We start from the raw sequence: 17,529 nt of genomic DNA, 5'->3' as shown, positions 1-17,529 counted from the left end.
AGACATACCGCGAAGGAGTTCATGCCAGGACGCCCCAGTCCTCTAGGGCAACAGGTAGTCGTCGACGGCGCGGCCCAGCTCGGTGAGCGAGTCTCCCGTCCAGATCGAGTAATGATCTCCGGGCACCACCAGCTCGGTGAGATTCGGGCTCACCTTGTCCCACCGCATGTACTCCCGGATCGAGTCCCCGGCCCTGATGTGCATCGCGTCGCCGTGGTAGTCAGCGGTGATCTCATGGGTGTAGAGCGCGTGAAGATGAGCTCGGAAGGTGACGTAGCGGCTCAGCAGCATCTCCGCGTCAATCTCCTCGGGCAGCAACTCGGCACGCTCCACCCGGGTGAACAACTCCGCGGGTTCGGCGCTGTCAGGCGCGTCGGCGATCGCCCGGACGAAGTCTTCGTGCGCCACCCCTGACATCCCCGCCAGGTCGTACAAGAACCTGGTGACCACGGCCTTCTCCGGCGGAAACTCAGTTGTTGTGGGCAGGGTGGCGTCCACGATCACGAGCCGGGCCACGTGCGCGCCGGCAGCGGTCAGCCGGACCGCCATGTCGAAGGCGAGCGCGCCGCCGAAGGACCAGCCGAGCAACTGGAAGTCACCGGTCGGCTGGAATTCCAGCAGGAGGTCGCAGTACTGCTCGGACAACCGCTCCATGTTGTCGACCGGGGCGCGGTCGTTGTCAAAGCCGGGCGCCTCGAAGCCGTAGACCGGTTGGTCGGCGTCGAGCAACCGCACCAGGCCGCTGTAGGCGTAGGCAGACCCCGAGACGGGGTGAACGCAGAACAGCGGTGGCCTGCTCCCCGAGGCTTGCAGCGGTACGAGTAGTTCGACGTCCTCAGACACTGGCCGGGCCGGTCTTGGCGGCCACCAGCTCGTCGATGGTGGCCGAGATCGCCTCGACCGTCGCGTTGGCGTAGAGCTTGCGGATGTTGATCTTCACCTTGAAGCCCTTGTTGATCCTGCTGACGACCCGCATGGCCTGCAGGGAGCTGCCGCCGATATCGAACAGGCCGGTGTTGACGCCCAGACTGCCGGCATCGACGCCCAACACGTCGGCGAAGATGTCGACCACGGCCCGCTCGGTCGGGGTGCGCGCTTCGACGACGGCCGAGTTCAGCTCCGGCGCCTGGTCCTCCGGCTCGGGCAGGGCCTTGCGGTCGATCTTGCGGGCGGCGGTCAGCGGGAACGCGTCGAGCACCACCCACGCGGTGGGCACCATGTACTCCGGCAGTCGAGTCGCCAGGTGATCTCGGACCTCTCGGAGGTCAGGAGCCTGATCGCCCTTGCTGGTCAGGTACCCGACCAGCTGGTTGTCACCCTGACGGTTCGGGCGCATCACCACGACCGCCATCCGAACCGCGGGATGGGTCAGCAGCGCCGCCTCGATCTCACCGAGTTCGATACGCAGGCCACGAAGCTTGACCTGGGTGTCGATCCGGCCCAGGAAGTCGATCTCACCCTGACGGTTCCATCGCACCAGGTCGCCGGTGCGGTAGACCAGCCGCTCGGGGTAGTAGGGATCGGGCACGAACTTCTCCGCGGTCAGATCGGGACGGTTGAGGTAGCCCAGGGCCAACGCCCCGTCCTCACCGCCCACCAGCAGCTCGCCGGGAATGCCTGGTGGCACGAGGTGCATGAACTCGTCGACGATGTAGAGCTGCCGGTTGACCTGGGCATGCCCGATCGGTGGAGAGGTCTGCCACTCGATGTGCTCGCACTCGTATTCGGTGCAGGCGATCGAGGCCTCGGTCGGACCGTAGAGGTTGACGAATCGGCGACCCGGCAGGTTCCACTTGTTGACCAGCTCGGCGGGCACCGCCTCGGCGCCACCCATCACGTACTTGAGATCGGGGTAGGGCCCAGCCTCCACCAGCGAGAGCATCGCCGGGGACAGTCCGGCGTAGGTTACGCGCTGGTCGCGCATCAGCTGTGCCAGGCCCTCGGCGGACTGGCCTTCCTCCGGGGACACCGCGACCACTCGGGCGCCGACCAGGAAGGCGGTCCAGATCTCGCCCTGCGACATGTCGAAGCTCAACGCCGGCAACTGCAGCAACCGGTCATGGGGCCCGACGTCGAAGGTGCGCCGGTAGGCCTCGGCGTAGAAGGAGACCCCGCGATGGGCCATCACGACACCCTTGGGGGTGCCGGTGGAGCCCGAGGTGTAGAGGACGTAGGCGACGGAGTCGCGGGTGGCCCACTCTTCCAGGGGCTCGGCCAGCGCATGAGCCTCGATGCTCGGCCAGTCCTTGTCGATCCAGACGGTCGACCATCCGGCGGGCTCGGGCAGCCGGCCGTCGAGGTCTGACCGGGTGATCACGATCGGCGCGGAGGTGTCCTCGATCATGAACTGCAGGCGAGCCGGCGGGTGTTGCGGATCCAGCATCGCGAACGCGCCGCCGGCCTTGAGCACTCCCAGCATGATGACGTAGGCGTCGACGTCGCGGTCGATCACGACGGCCACCACCTGCCCGTGCTGCAGCCCGAGAGAGCGCAGGTGCCTGGCCAGGTGCTCGGCCCGGCGGTTGAGCTCGGCGTAACTGACCTCGACGCCCTTGCAGACCACCGCTATGGCATCGGGATTGGCGGCGACGCGCTTGGCGAAGCCGATGTGCAGCGGCTCCTGCTCGTAGGGGACCACCTCGCCCTTGCCGAGCTCGACCAGTGACCGCTGCTCCTTCTCCGACAGCAGGGCTACCTGGGACAGGCGCAGGGACGGCGTCTTGGTGACGGTCTCCAGCACTGTCTGAAGGTGACCCATCATGGCTTGGATGCGCCACTTGTCGAACAAGTCGGTGGAGTACTCGGCGATGAGGCCGAGCTGGTCCTCGCCTTCCATGAAGCTCATCGACAGGTCGAAGCGGGCGTTGGCCGACTTCTGCTCCAGCAGCTCGGATTCGATCCCTGGCAACGGCAAGGCGCCGCCGGACACGCCGGTCCCCAGCAACTGGACTGCGACCTGGAACAGCGGGTTGCGGCTGGGATCGCGGGTCGGAGCCACCCGGTCCACGACCTGGTGGAAGGGGACCTCCTGGTGCTCGTACAGATCCAGGCTCGCGTCGGCCACCCGCTCCAGCAACTCGGCGAACGTCGGGTCGCCGGACAGGTCCGAGCGCAACACCGTCATGTTGATGAACAAGCCGACGACCGCTTCGAGTTCAGGCTCTGTCCGTCCCAGCATCGGAACGCCGACCGGGATGTCGTAGTGGCCGGTGTACCGGCTCACCACCAGCTTGAACGCCGCGACCAGCACCACGTACAAGGACACGTGGTGCTGCTGAGCCAGAGCACGCGCGGCAGCCAGCAACTCCGGCGAGAACTGCCACATCAGGTTGGCGCCGCTGTGGTTGGCCGAGGCCGGCCTGCGCCGGTCAGCGGGCAGGTCCAGGGTCGGAAGGGCGCTCAGCTTCTCCTGCCAGTACCGCAGCTCGGCTTCGAGCTCTTCGCCCTGCAGCCGCTGCCGTTGCCGCGCGGCGTACTCGGCGTAGTCCAGTTCGAGCTCTGGAAACTCCGGGCTTCGCCCGGACACCAGGGCCTGGTAGGCCTTAGCGAGGTCTGCGTTGAACGTGGAGGTGGACCAGCCGTCCATCACGATGTGGTGGAACTCCACGGCGAAAGCGTGCTGCTGCGGCCCCAGCTTGAAGAGCGTGAACCGGCAGAGCGGGCCGTTCTCCATGTCGAAGGCCGTCGCGGCCTGCTTCTCCAGCGCTTCTTCCAGCGCGCCCTGTTGGGCTTGCGCCGTCAAAGCGGTGAGGTCGAGGACGGCAAGCTCCACGTCAGCCGGTGGTTGGACCACCTGGTAGGGCGTGCCGTCGGCAGAACGGATCAGGGAACGTAGCGCGCCATGCCGGGCGACCACCACCGCGAGGGATCTTTGGAGGACGTCGACGTCCAGCGCGCCTTCAAGGCGCCAGGCCAACAGGATGTTGTAGGTGGTCTGTCCGGGAGCCATTTGCTCGAGGAACCAGAGTTGTTCCTGGGCGAATGAGAGTGCCAGCCGAGTTTCGTCTGCCGCAAGCTCGTTCTCGGATCTGTCGGTCGATTGCTCGCTCGTCGTCACCCTGTGGTTCTCCGTTCAAAATCATGCTGATTGGCCAAAATATAGTCGATGCGGCGCAGCCCCTCCGATAGTTCCGCCGGGGGGATCGCCACGCCGACCCGGAAGCCGCTGACGCCGCCCAGGGTCTCGGCGGGCATCAGCAGGACGCCCTGCTCCAACGCCTGGCGGCAGAACGACATCGAGTCCGAGCCGTCCAGCAGTTGGAACCAGCCGAAGGGCGTTTCCTCCGGCGGCGTCAGGCGCAGGGTGTCCTGGTGCTGGGCAGACCACCGGGTCAGGATGTCGATGCCCGCCGAAACCTCTCGGCGGTACTTGCTCAGGTAGTGCTCGCTGCGGCTCAGCACATCGCAGGCGAGCACCTCACAGAGCACCGAGTTGGCGATCGAGGTCAGGTGCTTGTGCTCAGCGCAGGCCTGGACGATCTCGGGAGCGCCGTACATCCAGCCCACCCGCAGGCCCGGGAACCCGTAGATCTTCGACAGCCCGGACACCGAGATGACTCGGTCGCTGTCGATCGCCGCCGACGTCGACAGGTCGGGCTCGTAGTTCTGGTCCAGCAGCAGGTAACCGTCGTGCTCGGTCACTGTTCGCAGCAGCGCGTCCAGTTCGGCGCGCCGCGCGCGCCGGCCTGTGGGATTGCACGGCGAGTTGACCACGATCATCCGCAGCCGGCTCGACACCCGCTCAGCCACTGCTGCCAGGTCGATCCCCAGATCCTGATCCAGGTCGATGGCCTCGACCTGGCAGCCCATCAGGTCGGGGGCATCCCAGGACTGCTGCCAGCCCGGCCGGAACGTGACCACCTGATCGCCGGGGCGCAACAAGGTGCTGTACGCCAGCGCCAGCGCCTCCTGAGCGCCGTGCGTCACGAGCACCGAATCAGCGTGCCCCTTGTACAGGCTTGCTATCTGCTCCCGTAACGGCTCGGTGCCGCGGTCAGCGCCGTAGCCGAGTTCGAGATCGGGCGGCAGGGTCAGCTCGCTGAGCCGCCCACCGTCGATGTAGCTGCGAGACAGGTCGATCTCGTACTTTCCCGGGGTGTCATCGAACACCCACTTGCGCATCGAGTAGTCGGTCCGGGGGCTAGGCCGAGACGCCAAGGTCACCTACCGCTCCTTAGTCACATGCTGAGGTGCTTAGTTACGTGCCGATGCGGCTTCGGTGAGCGCTGCCTGGTCGTGCTCGTCGCCGTACCAACGCTCCTGCCACCGGGAGAACGCGACGATGACGATGTCACGCTTGCCGGTCTCTTCGCCAGCCGGCTGCACGTCGGTCACGTCGTGGGCGACCGCTCGATCATCGATCAGGACGGCCGTGCGAGGCTCAAGCACTCCGGACCAGAACGGCTCGTCGGCGCCGAGCTTCCAGAGCCTGGTCTGGCCATCGGTCACCGCATTGCGCCGGAGCACGGCGATCATGACGAATTCATGGCCGTCCTGGTGCACGCCCTCAGGCGTGAGGACACCGGGCAGCTCCCGAGAGGCGGTCGTGCGGTTCTGGTGGACGTTGATCTGCCAGTCCTCGGCGGAGTCCAGCGGCAGGTGCTGGGCCGCGTAGCGGATCAGCTCGGTGAAGTCGACCTCGATCGGCTCGTAGCTTCTCTTGTACCCGCCGCCGACCGGGTTGAACTCCTTGAAGGCCGTGTAATCACGGTGCGGCAGCAACTTGAACTGCCACGCGGCGCCGTCCCAGGACAGCCGGTACTGCGAGAAGCGCTTGTACCGGGTGCCGTTGCCCATGTACGGGTCGTGTGGCAGCCGCTCGTAGCTGTCGAAGATCTCCTCGGAGATCTCGGGGAGGTCGACGAGTGAGAAGCCTTGGTCGTTCAGGGGCATGGCTACACCTTCCATAGGGAGTGGCAGGGCGCGCTGAAGTCTAGGTCAAGCTGGACGGAACCGGTCCCGGTCAAACCGGTTGGATCGATCCGGCCAGGCGCTCGTCGAGGTAGCGGGCGGAGGAGTTCAGCCGCCAGATGGCGCCGCGGGCGATGCCCTGCCGCATGGACTCCGAGGCAACCGACGGAGCGACGATGTTGTGGAACCATCCGGCCGCGTGCACCGAGTCGATGGTGATGTGCAACCGGTGGTAGACGATCCCGACGTCGGGCAGGCCGAGGCGTTCCCAGGCCGAGACCACTGCCTTGAACCGGTCGGGGACCAGCCATTCGGTCATGCCGAGAAAGCCCACTGCCTCGGGATAGAACTGCCGGTAGCGGCACAGCAGCACCGCGAGGTTTCCTGACAGCAGCGCGTTGGCGGTGAGCACCCGGTCGAGTTCTTCCTGGGTGATGGCGAAGACCTCGAAGATCTTGTTGAACAGCGTGGTGTGCACCTCGGCGGGGTTGCCGTTGCCCATCTCGTCCCAGAAGTTCGCCGCGATCTCCAACTTCGCCGGCCCGCTGGTGCCGACCTGCATCATCGCCAGCAGGTCGTCAAAGCGGCCGTCGACGACTGACTCCTGCAGGATGTAGGTGCGCAGGTCCTCCTCGCCGGCGTGGTGGCGGATGAAGTCGCGGTAGTAGGGGTGCTTGAACACCCGGTGCTCACGGGCGAAGGTCTTCAGCCAGCTGAGGTAGGCCTTGCCCTGGGTGGGCGCCTGCTCGAGCAGGCCGGCCGGGACGTGCTGGTTCTCGGCGGCGATGGTGGCGACTTCCAGCAGCCGGGTCACCTCGTGCAGCGCCACCGAGCCCTCGGCGGTGGGCCCATCGGGAATCTGGGTGGTGAGGTCATAGATGCGGGCGAGCAGTTTCTGCTGCCAGAAGAAGGCGTTGGGGTCAGTAGCCGCGGCCGCGTTCAGAGCGCGCACCGCGCTGACGGCCTGCACTCGCCCCACCTCGCCCAGGCCGCGGTCCACCTCTTCGGCCGGCAGTTGCAGCCAGCTCGAGATCGCGTGGGCGGTCTCGGCGAAATCGGTCGAGCCTGCGGGTACCGCTATGGACTGCGGAACGGACGAGGACATGAAGAGTGCTCCAGAGATCGAATGCCGCTACGCGACGCCGTGGGAGCAGCCGAGCCGCCTGTGGGCAGGCTCGAACAAGCTCCTGTCGCCAGAGTGAACGTGTTCACGCGGCGGACAGCGGCACGGAGGGGGCATTGGCGAGTGGGGGACAGGCCGAGGGCGTTCATAGTTCACCGACGCGTGCCTGCGACCCGGCGCATGCCTTTGGGGCCATACGCCGTGTCAAGGTGGCCACCTCGCCCGTAGGCGGGGTGTGCGTCCGATTGTCTAAGGTATCACGATTTGACGTAATTACAAGGGGTATGAGTGTTCAGTTCGTCAGATTGAGACTAAAGCCATGAGACCTGAGTAAGCGACGGAACGCTCACTGCGCCGGGGTGACTGCGGTCCTGGATAAAAGGCTCATGCTCTTTCAAGCGAATCCTTTGGCGCCTGCACAGGGTGCCCACGTCGGCCGCGCCCAGTCAAGGGTTTCTTGAGGACTGGGCGCAGACCACGAGGTGAGGACGCTGCGCTGGAGGCGTTTTTCAGCAGACACAGGCCGATGCCCGCGCTCGGCCGACTTGCTCGTCATGTCCGGAGGGACGGTGATCGGCCGTTGTGAAGCCTCTGTCCAGGCCAGGTGGGGGGTACGCAGATGGGGGGCCGTGACAAATCACCTCCGGAAATCTTCAAGCGCTTCGAGGCACGCCTCAGATGCGAGGTCGGCATTTATCGGCGGGGCCCCTGATAGCGAGTAATGCGCTTGTTCATTTACACAATGCTTTACATATGTGGGCCGGGGCTGGGGTTGGCAGCCACAAATGGCGTGAGGCGCACTCACCGAGTCTGCGATCGGCGTCACCTGTCACCTGTCAGAAAGCCGCTCCAGCACCGGCTCCAGCTCGCCGATGTCGCCGAGCAGGATGGAGGAGATCCCAAGCTCCTCGCGCAACTGCAGGAACTTCTCCACGAGCCGGTCGACGGACCCGATGAACAGGTGCGGTGAGTCGATCACCTCGTCCTCAGTGAGTTCGACGCCCGTTCGGGACCGCAGCTCGTCGATGACCCGACGAGCCTCGCCCCGCAGGTCGTCGGTGACCGTCACCGGCCACGTCGAGGGATAGATGTTGAACTCCAGGGAGCCGAATCGCTCACCCGCGGCCTCGGCCACCCACCCGATCTTCTCTCGCGTCGCCGCCAACGTCAGTGACGCGGCATCGACCCTGGCATTCGCCTTGATGCGAGGCGCCAACCCGACGATGTCGGCCTCCCGACCGGCCAGGGTCAGCGTGCGCCGACCGCCGCCGCCGATCATGAAGGGCGGATGCGGGCGTTGGACAGGGACGGGCTCAGCGGTGTAGTCGCTGATCGTGTAGTGCTCACCGGCGAAGCTGAACGGGGAGCCGGCGAACAGCCCCTTCAGCACGGTGATGGACTCGGCCAGGCGCGCCTGCCGGACCGGAGTCGGGTCGAACGTCATGCCGATGGCGTCGTACTCGGGCTTGTTCCAGCCGGCGCCGATCGCGATGTCCACCCTGCCGCCGGACAGGACGTCGATGCTCGCGAGGTCCTGGGCGAGCACCGCCGGATGGCGCAGGTCGTTGTTCATCACGAACGCCGACACCCGCAGGGTCGACGTCGCCGCCGCGACCGTTGCCATCGCCACCACCGGAGATAGCTGCCTGAGCAGGTGATCGGGGATCACCAGAGCGTGATAGCCCATCTGCTCCGCGCGTCGAGCGCGAGCGGCCAGCTCCGGACCGGTGACGATCTCATGGACGTCGGCAAGGAAGCGGAACGGGCGCATGCCCGCCATTATGGAGCCTCCACCGGGCGCCAGGGCGACTACTGCCTCGGCGCTGGCAGCAGTCGGTCAATCCTCGGTGTCGCCCAGCTGGTGCAGGTAGATGGCGTCGCCGGGCACCGCAGCCGAGGGACGTCGGGTGATCGACCGCAGCGTCTTGAGGTCGGCTTTCGGCTGCCGGCCGGCGTCGAGAAGCCCGTTCCGCTCCTGTTCGGTGTCCGTGAGCTGCGTGTAGCAGAAGCCGGCCAGGACGTGGCTGTCGAGCACCGCGTCGAGCAGGTCGCGGTAGCGGCGCACGAAGTCCTCCTCGCTCTCGGCCCTGCCGTAGCCGTTCCAGAAGTCATCTCCGGCCCGGTAGCTGATCCCTCCGAACTCCGTCAGCAGGATCGGCTCCTCGCCGCGGCGGAAGTCCTTGAGCAGGAGCGGGCGGTAGTACGGCTGCACCTCCTGCAGCGCCCGCTCCATCGCCGCGCTGTCGCCGTACCGCTCGCGCAGCGTCGCGCCGTCGCCCGCGTAGTCGTGCACGGTGATCAGGTCGGTGACGACGTGCTCCCAGCCGTCGTTGCCGACGACCGGCCGGGTGCCGTCCAGCGCCTTCGCCAGGAAGTACAGGGCCGAGACGAATGCCCGCTGCTCGGGGTTGTCCCGCAGGCTCGGCACCCCCCAGCTCTCGTTCACCGGCACCCATGCCACGACGCTCGGTGAGCTCACGTCGCGTTCCAACACTTCGAGGAACTCGCGTGTCGTGCGTGCCGCGGCGGTGGGAGACCAGGCGTACGCCGCCGGCAGCTCGGCCCAGACGGCGACACCGAGCCGATCACACCAGTAGAGAAAACGCGGGTCCTCGACCTTCTGGTGCACGCGCACGCCGTTGAAGCCGAGCTCGCGGATCAGCTCCACCTCGCGCCGCAACGCCTCCGCCGACGGCGCGGCAAGGTGGGACTCCGGCCAGTACCCCTGGGCGAGCACGAGTCGCAGGTGGTAGGGCCGGTTGTTGAGCAAGAAGCGGCCTCCAGAGATCCCCACCGACCGGAAGCCGACGTAGCTGGCGACCTCGTCCAGTGGCTGGCCGTCCTCGGCGAGCAGCGTCAGGCTCACGTCGAGCAGGTTCGGGTTCTCCGGCGACCAGAGCCACTTATGCCAGTCCAAACCCATCTGGGCACGCGGCAGGAAAACGTCACGGGTCAGCCCCTGTTGGCTGTCGGTCTCGGTCACGGTGTACGTGTCGGCGGCGAGCAGCTCCCCACCCTCACGAGTGACCCGAATCCGCACGGCGGAGCCGGCGGGCACCGCCTCCAGCGCGATCCGCGCGCGGATGGCCCCGAGCTCGTAGTCGGTGTTCCATCGCGCGGAGCGGATCCGCCGCGCGGGCACCGGCTCAAGCCAGACCGGCTGCCAGATGCCGGTGGTGCGGTGGTACCAGATGCTGTGCGGCTGCTCCTGGAAGTCCTGTTTGCCCCGCGGCTGCCCGAGATCGGTCGGCAGGTCCTCCGCCCGGACCACGACGACCTGCTGCGCCTGGGCAAGCAGCACCTCGGTGATGTCGGCCTCAAAGGGCGTATGCCCGCCCTCATGCCGCACCACGAACCGGCCGTTGACCCACACCTCGGCCCGGTAGTCCACCGCCCCGAAGTGCAGCAGCAGCCGCTCGCCATCGGCCAGGTCGGGCCGGTCGAAGGTGCGGCGGTACCAGACGATGGGGTGAAAGGACCGGTCGCCGATGCCGCTGAGCGCCGACTCGGGTGGATAGGGCACCGTGATCTGCAGGTCGAAGGCGTCGGTGCGCTCCGGCCAACGCTCAACCCGGCCGACATCGGCGTCGTCGTAGGCGAACCCCCAACTGCCGCAGAGATCTGTCCACCGCGGGCGGGTGAACTGCGGTCGGGGGTGCAGGCTTTCCATCATCGCTCGACGCCTCCAGGCATCTGGTGTGGCACGACGGCGAATCCAACGTAACGGCCGCAGCCCGTCAGTTCCACGGTGATCCGGTCGTTGCCCTGGACGTCATCGCCCGGTCCACCCGCGTCACGGTCATTGTGCGGCGTGGTGAAGCGGACGAGTCACTTGATGCCGGTGTTGGCGATCCCTTGGGCGATCTGGCGTTGCAGCAGTAGGAACACCGCGAGCAGGGGCAGGATGGCCAGCACCGCTGAGGCCATCGTCTCGGCGTACTGGATCGCCGAACCGCCGACCAGGCTGGCGAGCCCGACGGGAATGGTCTGCGACTTGGTCTGGGTGAGGACCAGCAGCGGCCAGAGAAAAGCGTTCCATGACGTGATGAAGGTGAGGATCGCGACCGCGGCGGTCGCCGGCCGGGCCAGGGGCATGCATATTTGAGAGTAGATCCGCCACCAGCTGGCGCCATCGATGCGCGCAGCCTCGATGAGGGTCATCGGAATGCCCTTGATGAAGGAGTGGAAGACGAAGACGGCGACCGGGAGGGCGATGTCGGGCACGATGATCGCCCAGTAGGTGCCGAGCAGGTTTAATGCTCGGAACTCCATGAACTGCGGCAGGACGAGCGCCTCGGTGGGCAGCATCAGGCCAGCCAAGATCAACGCGTACACGGCGTACTTCATCCGGTAGTTCAGGTGGACGAGGGCGAACGCGGCCATCGAGCAGACAGTCACGGCGAAGATCACCGTGAGCGTCGAGATGATGAAGCTGTTGACGTACCACCAGCCGATGGGGCTGGAGTTCCAGGCGGAGCTGTAGGCGTCGAAGCTCCAGGGGCTGGACCACGGGCGCATGGGGTCCGCCGCGATCGCGTCGTTGGACCGCAGCGAGGTGATGAGCGCCCATGCCAGGGGGACCAGCCAGACCAGCGCGAAGAGCGTGACGCAGGTGGCGGCCAGCCGGTTGAACGCCGCTCCGGACCGGTCGGGCCGGCCTCCTCGACGCGCGGTTCTGGTGTCAGCCGCGGAAGCGGCCACGGTCGTTGCCATGTTCGTGATCCTTTCAGGCGTTCGCCGGGTCGGTGCTGCGCCGGTTGCGGATCAGGAGCCAGCTGACGGAGACCAAGACCAGGATCACGAAGTAGACCATCGTCGCCGCAGCCGCGTAGCCGCCGCGGTAGGCGGTGAACCCGGTGTCGAAGATGTATTCGATGACCGGACGCGTCGAGTAGTTCGGACCACCGGCCAGCAGGATGTAGATCTGATCGAACACCTTCAAGGAGGCAAGCACCTGCAAGATGAGCACCAGGCTCATCGTCGGTCGCAGCTGCGGGACGGTCACCCACCTCACCTGCTGCCACGGCCCCGCGCCGTCGATCGACGCCGCCTCATAGACCTCTTCCGAGAGCTCTTGGATGGCCGCGGTGTAGAGGATGAAGTTGAAGCCGAAGGTCCACCACAAGGTGAGCAGCACCACGGCGAACCAGGCGCCGTTGGTGCTGCCGAGGAAGTCCGGGGCGGTCAGCCCGACCCAGTTGAACGCGTTGGTGATCAGCCCCGTCTGCGGCGTGTACATGAAAGCGAAGATCAGGCAGACCGCTGAAGAGGGCACGACGTAGGGGGCGAAGAAGGCGATCCTGAAGAACCACTGGTTGCGCGCCATGCGCGAGGCGAGGATCGCGAACGCCAGCGGTATCAGCACAAGCAGCGGAGTGGTGAGCAGCGTGAACAACACCGAGTGCCACATCGAGGACCAGAAGTCCTTGCTGCTTAACACATCCGCGTAGTTGGACAGCCCTACCCAACTTCCCAGGCCGGACTTCACCGTGGTCGTGTTGAACAGGCTGATCACGATCCCGATGAGCACGGGACCGATGAGGAAAAGGATGTAAAGGATCAGGAACGGGGCGCTGAACAGCCACCCGGCCCGATTCTCGCCGTTGAAGCCACGCTTCTTGATCGTCGCGGGACGCGCGTCGGCGCTGGCCCCCGTCTCAAGTGTCGCCACGGCACTCATCTCGAACTCCTCACGTCACGGGCGGTCGAGCGGTGGAGAACGTCTTCAGACTGCTTCTGATGGCGCCCACTCCCTGCTTGGGGCTGATGGACCCGGTGAGCACGCTCGCCACGACGGAGCCCATCGCGGTCTGGAAGTCCGAGCCGGCGCCGGTGTACCAGCCCACCGGGTCATACACCGCGTTAAAGGCAGCCTGGATGTAGTTGCTCTGCGGTTTCAGCGCCCGAAACTCCTCGCTCTTCTGTGCCGGAAGCCACGCAGGCACGTGGCCGCCATCGGCCCAGACCGAACTCTGGTCGAGTAAACCCCCGATGAAGTTCACGGCGTCAGTGGTCCGCTTTTCCGAGCGACCCGAGGCCTTGGGAATGACCAGGCCGTGCGAGTCGGCGTAGGCGACCGGCTTGGAGCCGAGGATCGCGGGGAATGGCTCGATGTTGAACTTCAGACCCTTGACCGTGCGGTAGGTCGGCAACTGCCACACGCCGTCGAACAGGAAGCCGACCTTGCCCTGGCTGAACAGGCTTGACGACGTCGTCGACGTCGCTGTGCTCGGCATCAGCTTCTGCGATCCGGTGAGGCTCTGGAGAAAGGCGAACGTCTCCTCCATCGCGCTCTCGTCGATGGTGACCTTGGTGCCCTGATCGGAGACGAGTGCTTCGGCCGCACCGAGATAGACCATGCTGAAAAGACGCCAGCAGGTCGACGGGTTCGCAGTGACCGCGACGACGGCCCCGAACTGCCCTCCGGCGGCGTCCTTCATCGCTTTGATGGCGTCGCGGAAGTCATCGCCGCCCGACATGGGCTTGAGCCGGGCTCCGGCAGCGTCGAGCAGTCCGGCTTTCTTGGCCATCGTCGTGTTGTAATAGAGCACGAACGGGTGCGTGTCCAGGGGCACCGCGTAGGTCGCGCCCTCGACTGTCGCCTTCTTCCAGGCAGCGGGGGTGAACTTGTCCTCGGTGATGCCGACAGCGCGGAATTGGTCCCCGATGGGTTCCAGCAGACCGGCCTGCGCGAGCAGCGGCAGCCGGGACAGGTGGGTGACCCCGACGTCGGGAGGACGGCCGCTGGAGGCAGCCAGCGCTAGCTTCGTGTAGTAGGGGTTGCCCCAGGACAGCAGCGTGGCCTCAACCGACCGACGGCTCGACTTCTGGTGCTTCTGGACCATCGCGGCCATGTTCGCGCCGTCACCACCGCCGAACAGGTGCCAGAAGATGATGTCAGCAGTCGACGGCTGGCCCCCGGAGAAGCTGGTGGCGACCGGGGACCCACACGCCGACAGCGCCCCGGCGAGAGTGAGACCGCCGCCAGCGGCGAGGAACTGGCGACGCGAAAGTCCGCTCATAAGACGTCAGCTACGGACACGCAGGAATGCGTGCCTGGCTTTGCCAGCCTGTGAGGGCTTATCATGCGCGCCATCGCGGCACCTCCATTGGACCGATGCGTGACTTAAGGGCAGATCTTGTCTGATGTGTTACATCGATGCAAGACGGCTCTCGGAATGCCGCCGAAAAGGCCCAGCTTCGTCCGGCGGGGGCTGGCGCGTGGCAGGCGGGATGCGGGACGCCGCGCGCTGTGGCGAAGTGGGGCCAGGGCCGTTCGGCTACGTTAGGCAGCCATCGACTCTGGGGGTAGGCATGCATCGAGACGTTGACCCGGCAGCCTTCCTGCTAGCGGTTTAGTAGTCGCTGTGGGGCCGCTGACCAGCGCTGGTTCATGGGATCAAATGAACACGATCGTTGCCCTTGTCGTGGGCGTGCTAGTTGTTGTCTTCAGCTGGCCTAGGCCATCCCAGGTAGTTAAAGAGTTGGATAACTGGACATGTGTCGCGCTCAGCACCGTCTACGGATTGATCCTCGCCATTGCGGTCGCCTGGCCGGCGCAGATAGTCGTGGGTCTGGTTAGTGACGTAAATTGCCCTGTGCTCAGCCCCGGTGCATGTCTACCCGAAAGCATTTCTACGGAAGCATCTTACTGGGGACTATTAGTTGGGCTGACCGGAACTGTTGTTGTGTTTTTTGTGTTGAAGGCGAGAATAAAGAAACTGGCTGGCCGAGTGCCAAGATAAGATTAACGGGGCTTCAACACCTCCCGATAAAGCACCATGATCAGCATTTGAATGTCAAGATGACTCCATGAACCGGAGGTCAGGACTGTTTGCGCTGCTTCACCGGATGGTGATCCTGTTGGTTGCTTTCGTGTGCCTACGTCAGTTTCTGACTCTGGAGGAGGAGGAGGAAGGGGGCGGGCTCGTCGGCGGCTATGACGGCAGCCGAAGAGCGGCACCTGCAGGCGCCCTGCCACACGAGCGGGAGTACTTGGAAGCGGTCCACGAGCTGCTATCCGGATACAGTAAGGCTGGGAAGGGCAGGCTCCGGCGGTTTTACAGCTTGCTCGGTATCGCGCTCGCCGCCGCGGCTGGCGTCCCCGTCGCTGTTGCGGCAGGAGCGCCAGCATGGACAATTGCATCGCTAGGTGGCATCGCGGTCTTTGCCCAAGGCTTGGAGCAGTTACTACAGGATCAACGGCTTGGGGTTGAGAGCCATGCAGCCGCTGTCCGGCTAAGTCAGGAACTGCGGAAGTTGCATATTGAATCAGGAGCGGCAACCGAGTTCAGGCAACGGGCGGTGTTCCAGAAGTTCGTCGATGGAGTTGAGCTGATTTTGGACTATCACGGGTCAGCGTCGATTGAGGCTTTACGCCGGCAGCGGGTTATCACGCCGGCCGACGGGAACTGAAGGACTGACGACCTCCACCTGCGTCCATCGACGATTATCGAGCGCTGTCCGCGGCAGGAATCCGTAGGAGGGCGAGCTGCGACGCCGGCCTGCCAGCCTGCTAGGACTCCAGGAAGGGGCGAACGCGGTCCTTGGGGCGGCCGATGATGGCGCGCTCGCCCTTGATCAGCACTGGGCGTTGCATCAGGCGCGGATGCTCGACAAGCAGATCGGCCACGGCCTCGGGCGTGACGAAGTCATCGGCGTCGAGGCCGAGCTGAGCGAAGTAGGGATCCTTGCGAACCAGGTCCGCCGGCGGATCTTCTAGTTTGCCGATCAGGGCCAGCAGCGCGGCGCGGTCGAGCGGCGTCTTGAGGTACTGCACGACCTCGGTGGCGGTCCCGCTGTTGTCAGCTTGGGCCAACGCATGCTTCGACGTCGAGCAGGCAGTGTTATGCAAGATCGTGACGGCCATGCTCGGCAGAGTACTGGGCTGGCAGGCCTACCGAATATGCCTTGCGGACCGACGAACGGCTGCCTCGGCTTGATGCCTTGCGGGCTGCCCGCCATGCCTCTGTAAGCGGAAATGCAGGAGCCGCGATGTCTCGGCTTGCGGGCTTCCATGAGCGCTGCTAGCGTACAACCAAATGGTTGTACTTCCTGTGAGCGACGCCGAGATCGACCGCCTATTCCGGGCGCTCGCCGATGCCACCCGCCGCGACATCGTGCGCCGCACGTTGGTCGCCGAGGCGACAGTGTCTGAACTCGCCGAGCACTACGCGATGAGTTGGGCCGCCGTGCAGAAGCACGTCGCGGTATTGGAAGGGGCGCAGTTGGTGATCAAGCATGCACGCGGCCGCGAGCGCATCGTCCGCGGCAACCCGGCTCAGATCCAGCGCGCCCAAGCGCTGCTCGACTCCTATGAACAACTCTGGCGGGCGCGCGTTGACCGCCTCGACGCACTCCTCACCGACGACGCCTGAAAGGACTCGCCATGCCCATCACCTCCGTCACCAAGGACCCCGAGAACCTGGCCATGACCGTGGTCGCCGACTTTCCCGTGCCGCTGCGCCGACTCTGGGACGCCTACGTCGACCCGCGCCAGCTGGAGAAGTTCTGGGGCCCGCCGCAGTTCCCAGCGACCTTCACGCGGCACGACGTCTTTCCTGGCGGCGTGAGCGCCTACGTCATGACCGGGCCGGACGGGTCGACGCACGGCGGCTACTGGGAGTGGTCCGAGGTCAAGGAGCCCGAGGGCGATGTGGCGTCGTTCGAGGTTCGCGACGGCTTCACCCTTCCCGACGGGACGCCTGACACGGACATGCCGTCGATGTCCATGAGCTTCTGGTTCGAATCGACGCCGGACGGGTCCCGGGTCACGACCACCACCCACTTTCCGTCGACCGAGGCCCTCGCCCAGCTGCTCGAGATGGGCATGGAAGAGGGTCTGCGCTCGGCGATGGCGCAGATGGACGACGTGCTCGCCGACCTGCAGTCGTTCGCGGCCGGCCGCGGCACGACGCTCGACGTCCTCAGCGAGACCCAGATCCGCATCAGCCGCATCATCCGTGGTTCGGTCGAGCAGGTCTGGCAGGCCCACACGGAACCGGAGCTCATGCGCCAATGGCTGCTCGGCCCTGACGGCTGGGTTATGACCAGGTGCTACTGGACGATGACCGTGGGCCAGACGTACCGGTTTGGGTGGGCACGCGAGGACGGCACTGACGGCTTCGAGTTCGGCGGTGAACTCCACGACGCGCAGGCGCCGCACCGGCTCGTCACCACCGAGCGCATGTTCGGCGACGACGGGCCCGAGACGCTGCAGGTCATCACGCTGACCCCGCTCGACGAGGGCACGCTGCTCACCCAGGTGCACACCTACCCCGACCGCCAGGCGCGCGATCAGGCGCTTGACTCCGGCATGGTCGAGGGCATGGAACCGACCTACGCGCGGTTGGAGGCGCTACTGGCCTGACCGCCGCGAGATCCCTCAATGCTGGCGCCTTGCCGGGGTCCGGCCGCTGGGAGCCCCTGAAGCTGGGGTCACCTGCGCGCGGAGAAGCGGCGCGGTTGCCTGGCGACAGCACGCTGCGCGAAGTGGT

General features: G+C 65.8%; 14 protein-coding genes. 3 read left to right on the top strand and 11 right to left on the bottom strand.

Going from position 1 to position 17,529, the window contains the following annotated elements:
* Window positions 1–42 precede the first annotated feature (42 nt).
* The 10 genes from VGB75_20240 to VGB75_20195 all read right to left on the bottom strand — a co-directional run bounded on the left by VGB75_20240 (window position 43) and on the right by VGB75_20195 (window position 14,055).
* Complete coding sequence (locus tag VGB75_20240) at window positions 43–843, bottom strand: alpha/beta fold hydrolase (protein ID HEY0169377.1); 801 nt, start codon at window positions 841–843, stop codon at window positions 43–45.
* Entirely contained in the window at window positions 836–4,057 is a 3,222-nt protein-coding gene (locus tag VGB75_20235; GenBank protein ID HEY0169376.1) for an amino acid adenylation domain-containing protein, read from the bottom strand. Before VGB75_20235 ends, VGB75_20240 begins: the two co-directional genes overlap by 8 nt.
* Window positions 4,054–5,163 (bottom strand): pyridoxal phosphate-dependent aminotransferase, encoded by a 1,110-nt coding sequence (locus VGB75_20230; GenBank protein ID HEY0169375.1) that lies wholly within the window; start codon window positions 5,161–5,163, stop codon window positions 4,054–4,056. Before VGB75_20230 ends, VGB75_20235 begins: the two co-directional genes overlap by 4 nt.
* A 30-nt stretch (window positions 5,164–5,193) precedes the next feature.
* Window positions 5,194–5,892, bottom strand: a complete 699-nt coding sequence (locus VGB75_20225; GenBank protein ID HEY0169374.1) for a 2OG-Fe dioxygenase family protein — start codon at window positions 5,890–5,892, stop codon at window positions 5,194–5,196.
* A gap of 70 nt (window positions 5,893–5,962) precedes the next feature.
* The gene (locus VGB75_20220; protein ID HEY0169373.1) at window positions 5,963–7,015 is read right to left on the bottom strand and encodes an iron-containing redox enzyme family protein; all 1,053 of its coding nucleotides are present in this window, start codon (window positions 7,013–7,015) and stop codon (window positions 5,963–5,965) included.
* Window positions 7,016–7,862: 847 nt separating this feature from the next.
* Window positions 7,863–8,804: a TIGR03621 family F420-dependent LLM class oxidoreductase gene (locus VGB75_20215; protein HEY0169372.1), complete on the bottom strand. Its 942-nt coding sequence runs from the start codon at window positions 8,802–8,804 to the stop codon at window positions 7,863–7,865.
* 66 nt (window positions 8,805–8,870) lie between these two features.
* On the bottom strand, window positions 8,871–10,706 hold the full coding sequence (locus VGB75_20210) for a glycoside hydrolase family 2 TIM barrel-domain containing protein (GenBank protein HEY0169371.1): 1,836 nt from the start codon (window positions 10,704–10,706) through the stop codon (window positions 8,871–8,873).
* Between the two features lie 155 nt (window positions 10,707–10,861).
* Window positions 10,862–11,746, bottom strand: a complete 885-nt coding sequence (locus VGB75_20205) for a carbohydrate ABC transporter permease (GenBank protein ID HEY0169370.1) — start codon at window positions 11,744–11,746, stop codon at window positions 10,862–10,864.
* A 13-nt stretch (window positions 11,747–11,759) separates the two neighbouring features.
* Window positions 11,760–12,713 (bottom strand): sugar ABC transporter permease, encoded by a 954-nt coding sequence (locus VGB75_20200; GenBank protein HEY0169369.1) that lies wholly within the window; start codon window positions 12,711–12,713, stop codon window positions 11,760–11,762.
* Window positions 12,714–12,723: 10 nt separating this feature from the next.
* Entirely contained in the window at window positions 12,724–14,055 is a 1,332-nt protein-coding gene (locus tag VGB75_20195) for an extracellular solute-binding protein (GenBank protein ID HEY0169368.1), read from the bottom strand.
* A gap of 829 nt (window positions 14,056–14,884) precedes the next feature.
* Here VGB75_20195 and VGB75_20190 point away from each other — a divergent pair.
* Window positions 14,885–15,448: a hypothetical protein gene (locus VGB75_20190; protein ID HEY0169367.1), complete on the top strand. Its 564-nt coding sequence runs from the start codon at window positions 14,885–14,887 to the stop codon at window positions 15,446–15,448.
* 100 nt (window positions 15,449–15,548) lie between these two features.
* Here the strand turns inward: VGB75_20190 and VGB75_20185 are convergent, their stop codons facing one another.
* Window positions 15,549–15,902, bottom strand: a complete 354-nt coding sequence (locus VGB75_20185; GenBank protein HEY0169366.1) for an ArsC/Spx/MgsR family protein — start codon at window positions 15,900–15,902, stop codon at window positions 15,549–15,551.
* A 187-nt stretch (window positions 15,903–16,089) separates the two neighbouring features.
* Here VGB75_20185 and VGB75_20180 point away from each other — a divergent pair, with 187 nt between their 5' ends.
* On the top strand, window positions 16,090–16,410 hold the full coding sequence (locus VGB75_20180; protein ID HEY0169365.1) for a metalloregulator ArsR/SmtB family transcription factor: 321 nt from the start codon (window positions 16,090–16,092) through the stop codon (window positions 16,408–16,410).
* A gap of 11 nt (window positions 16,411–16,421) precedes the next feature.
* The gene (locus VGB75_20175) at window positions 16,422–17,402 is read left to right on the top strand and encodes an SRPBCC domain-containing protein (protein HEY0169364.1); all 981 of its coding nucleotides are present in this window, start codon (window positions 16,422–16,424) and stop codon (window positions 17,400–17,402) included.
* Window positions 17,403–17,529 lie beyond the last annotated feature (127 nt).

It is taken from the genome of Jatrophihabitans sp. (genome assembly GCA_036399055.1).
Classification (GTDB): domain Bacteria; phylum Actinomycetota; class Actinomycetes; order Mycobacteriales; family Jatrophihabitantaceae; genus Jatrophihabitans_A.
This window is presented reverse-complemented; position numbering and strand designations above follow the sequence as displayed.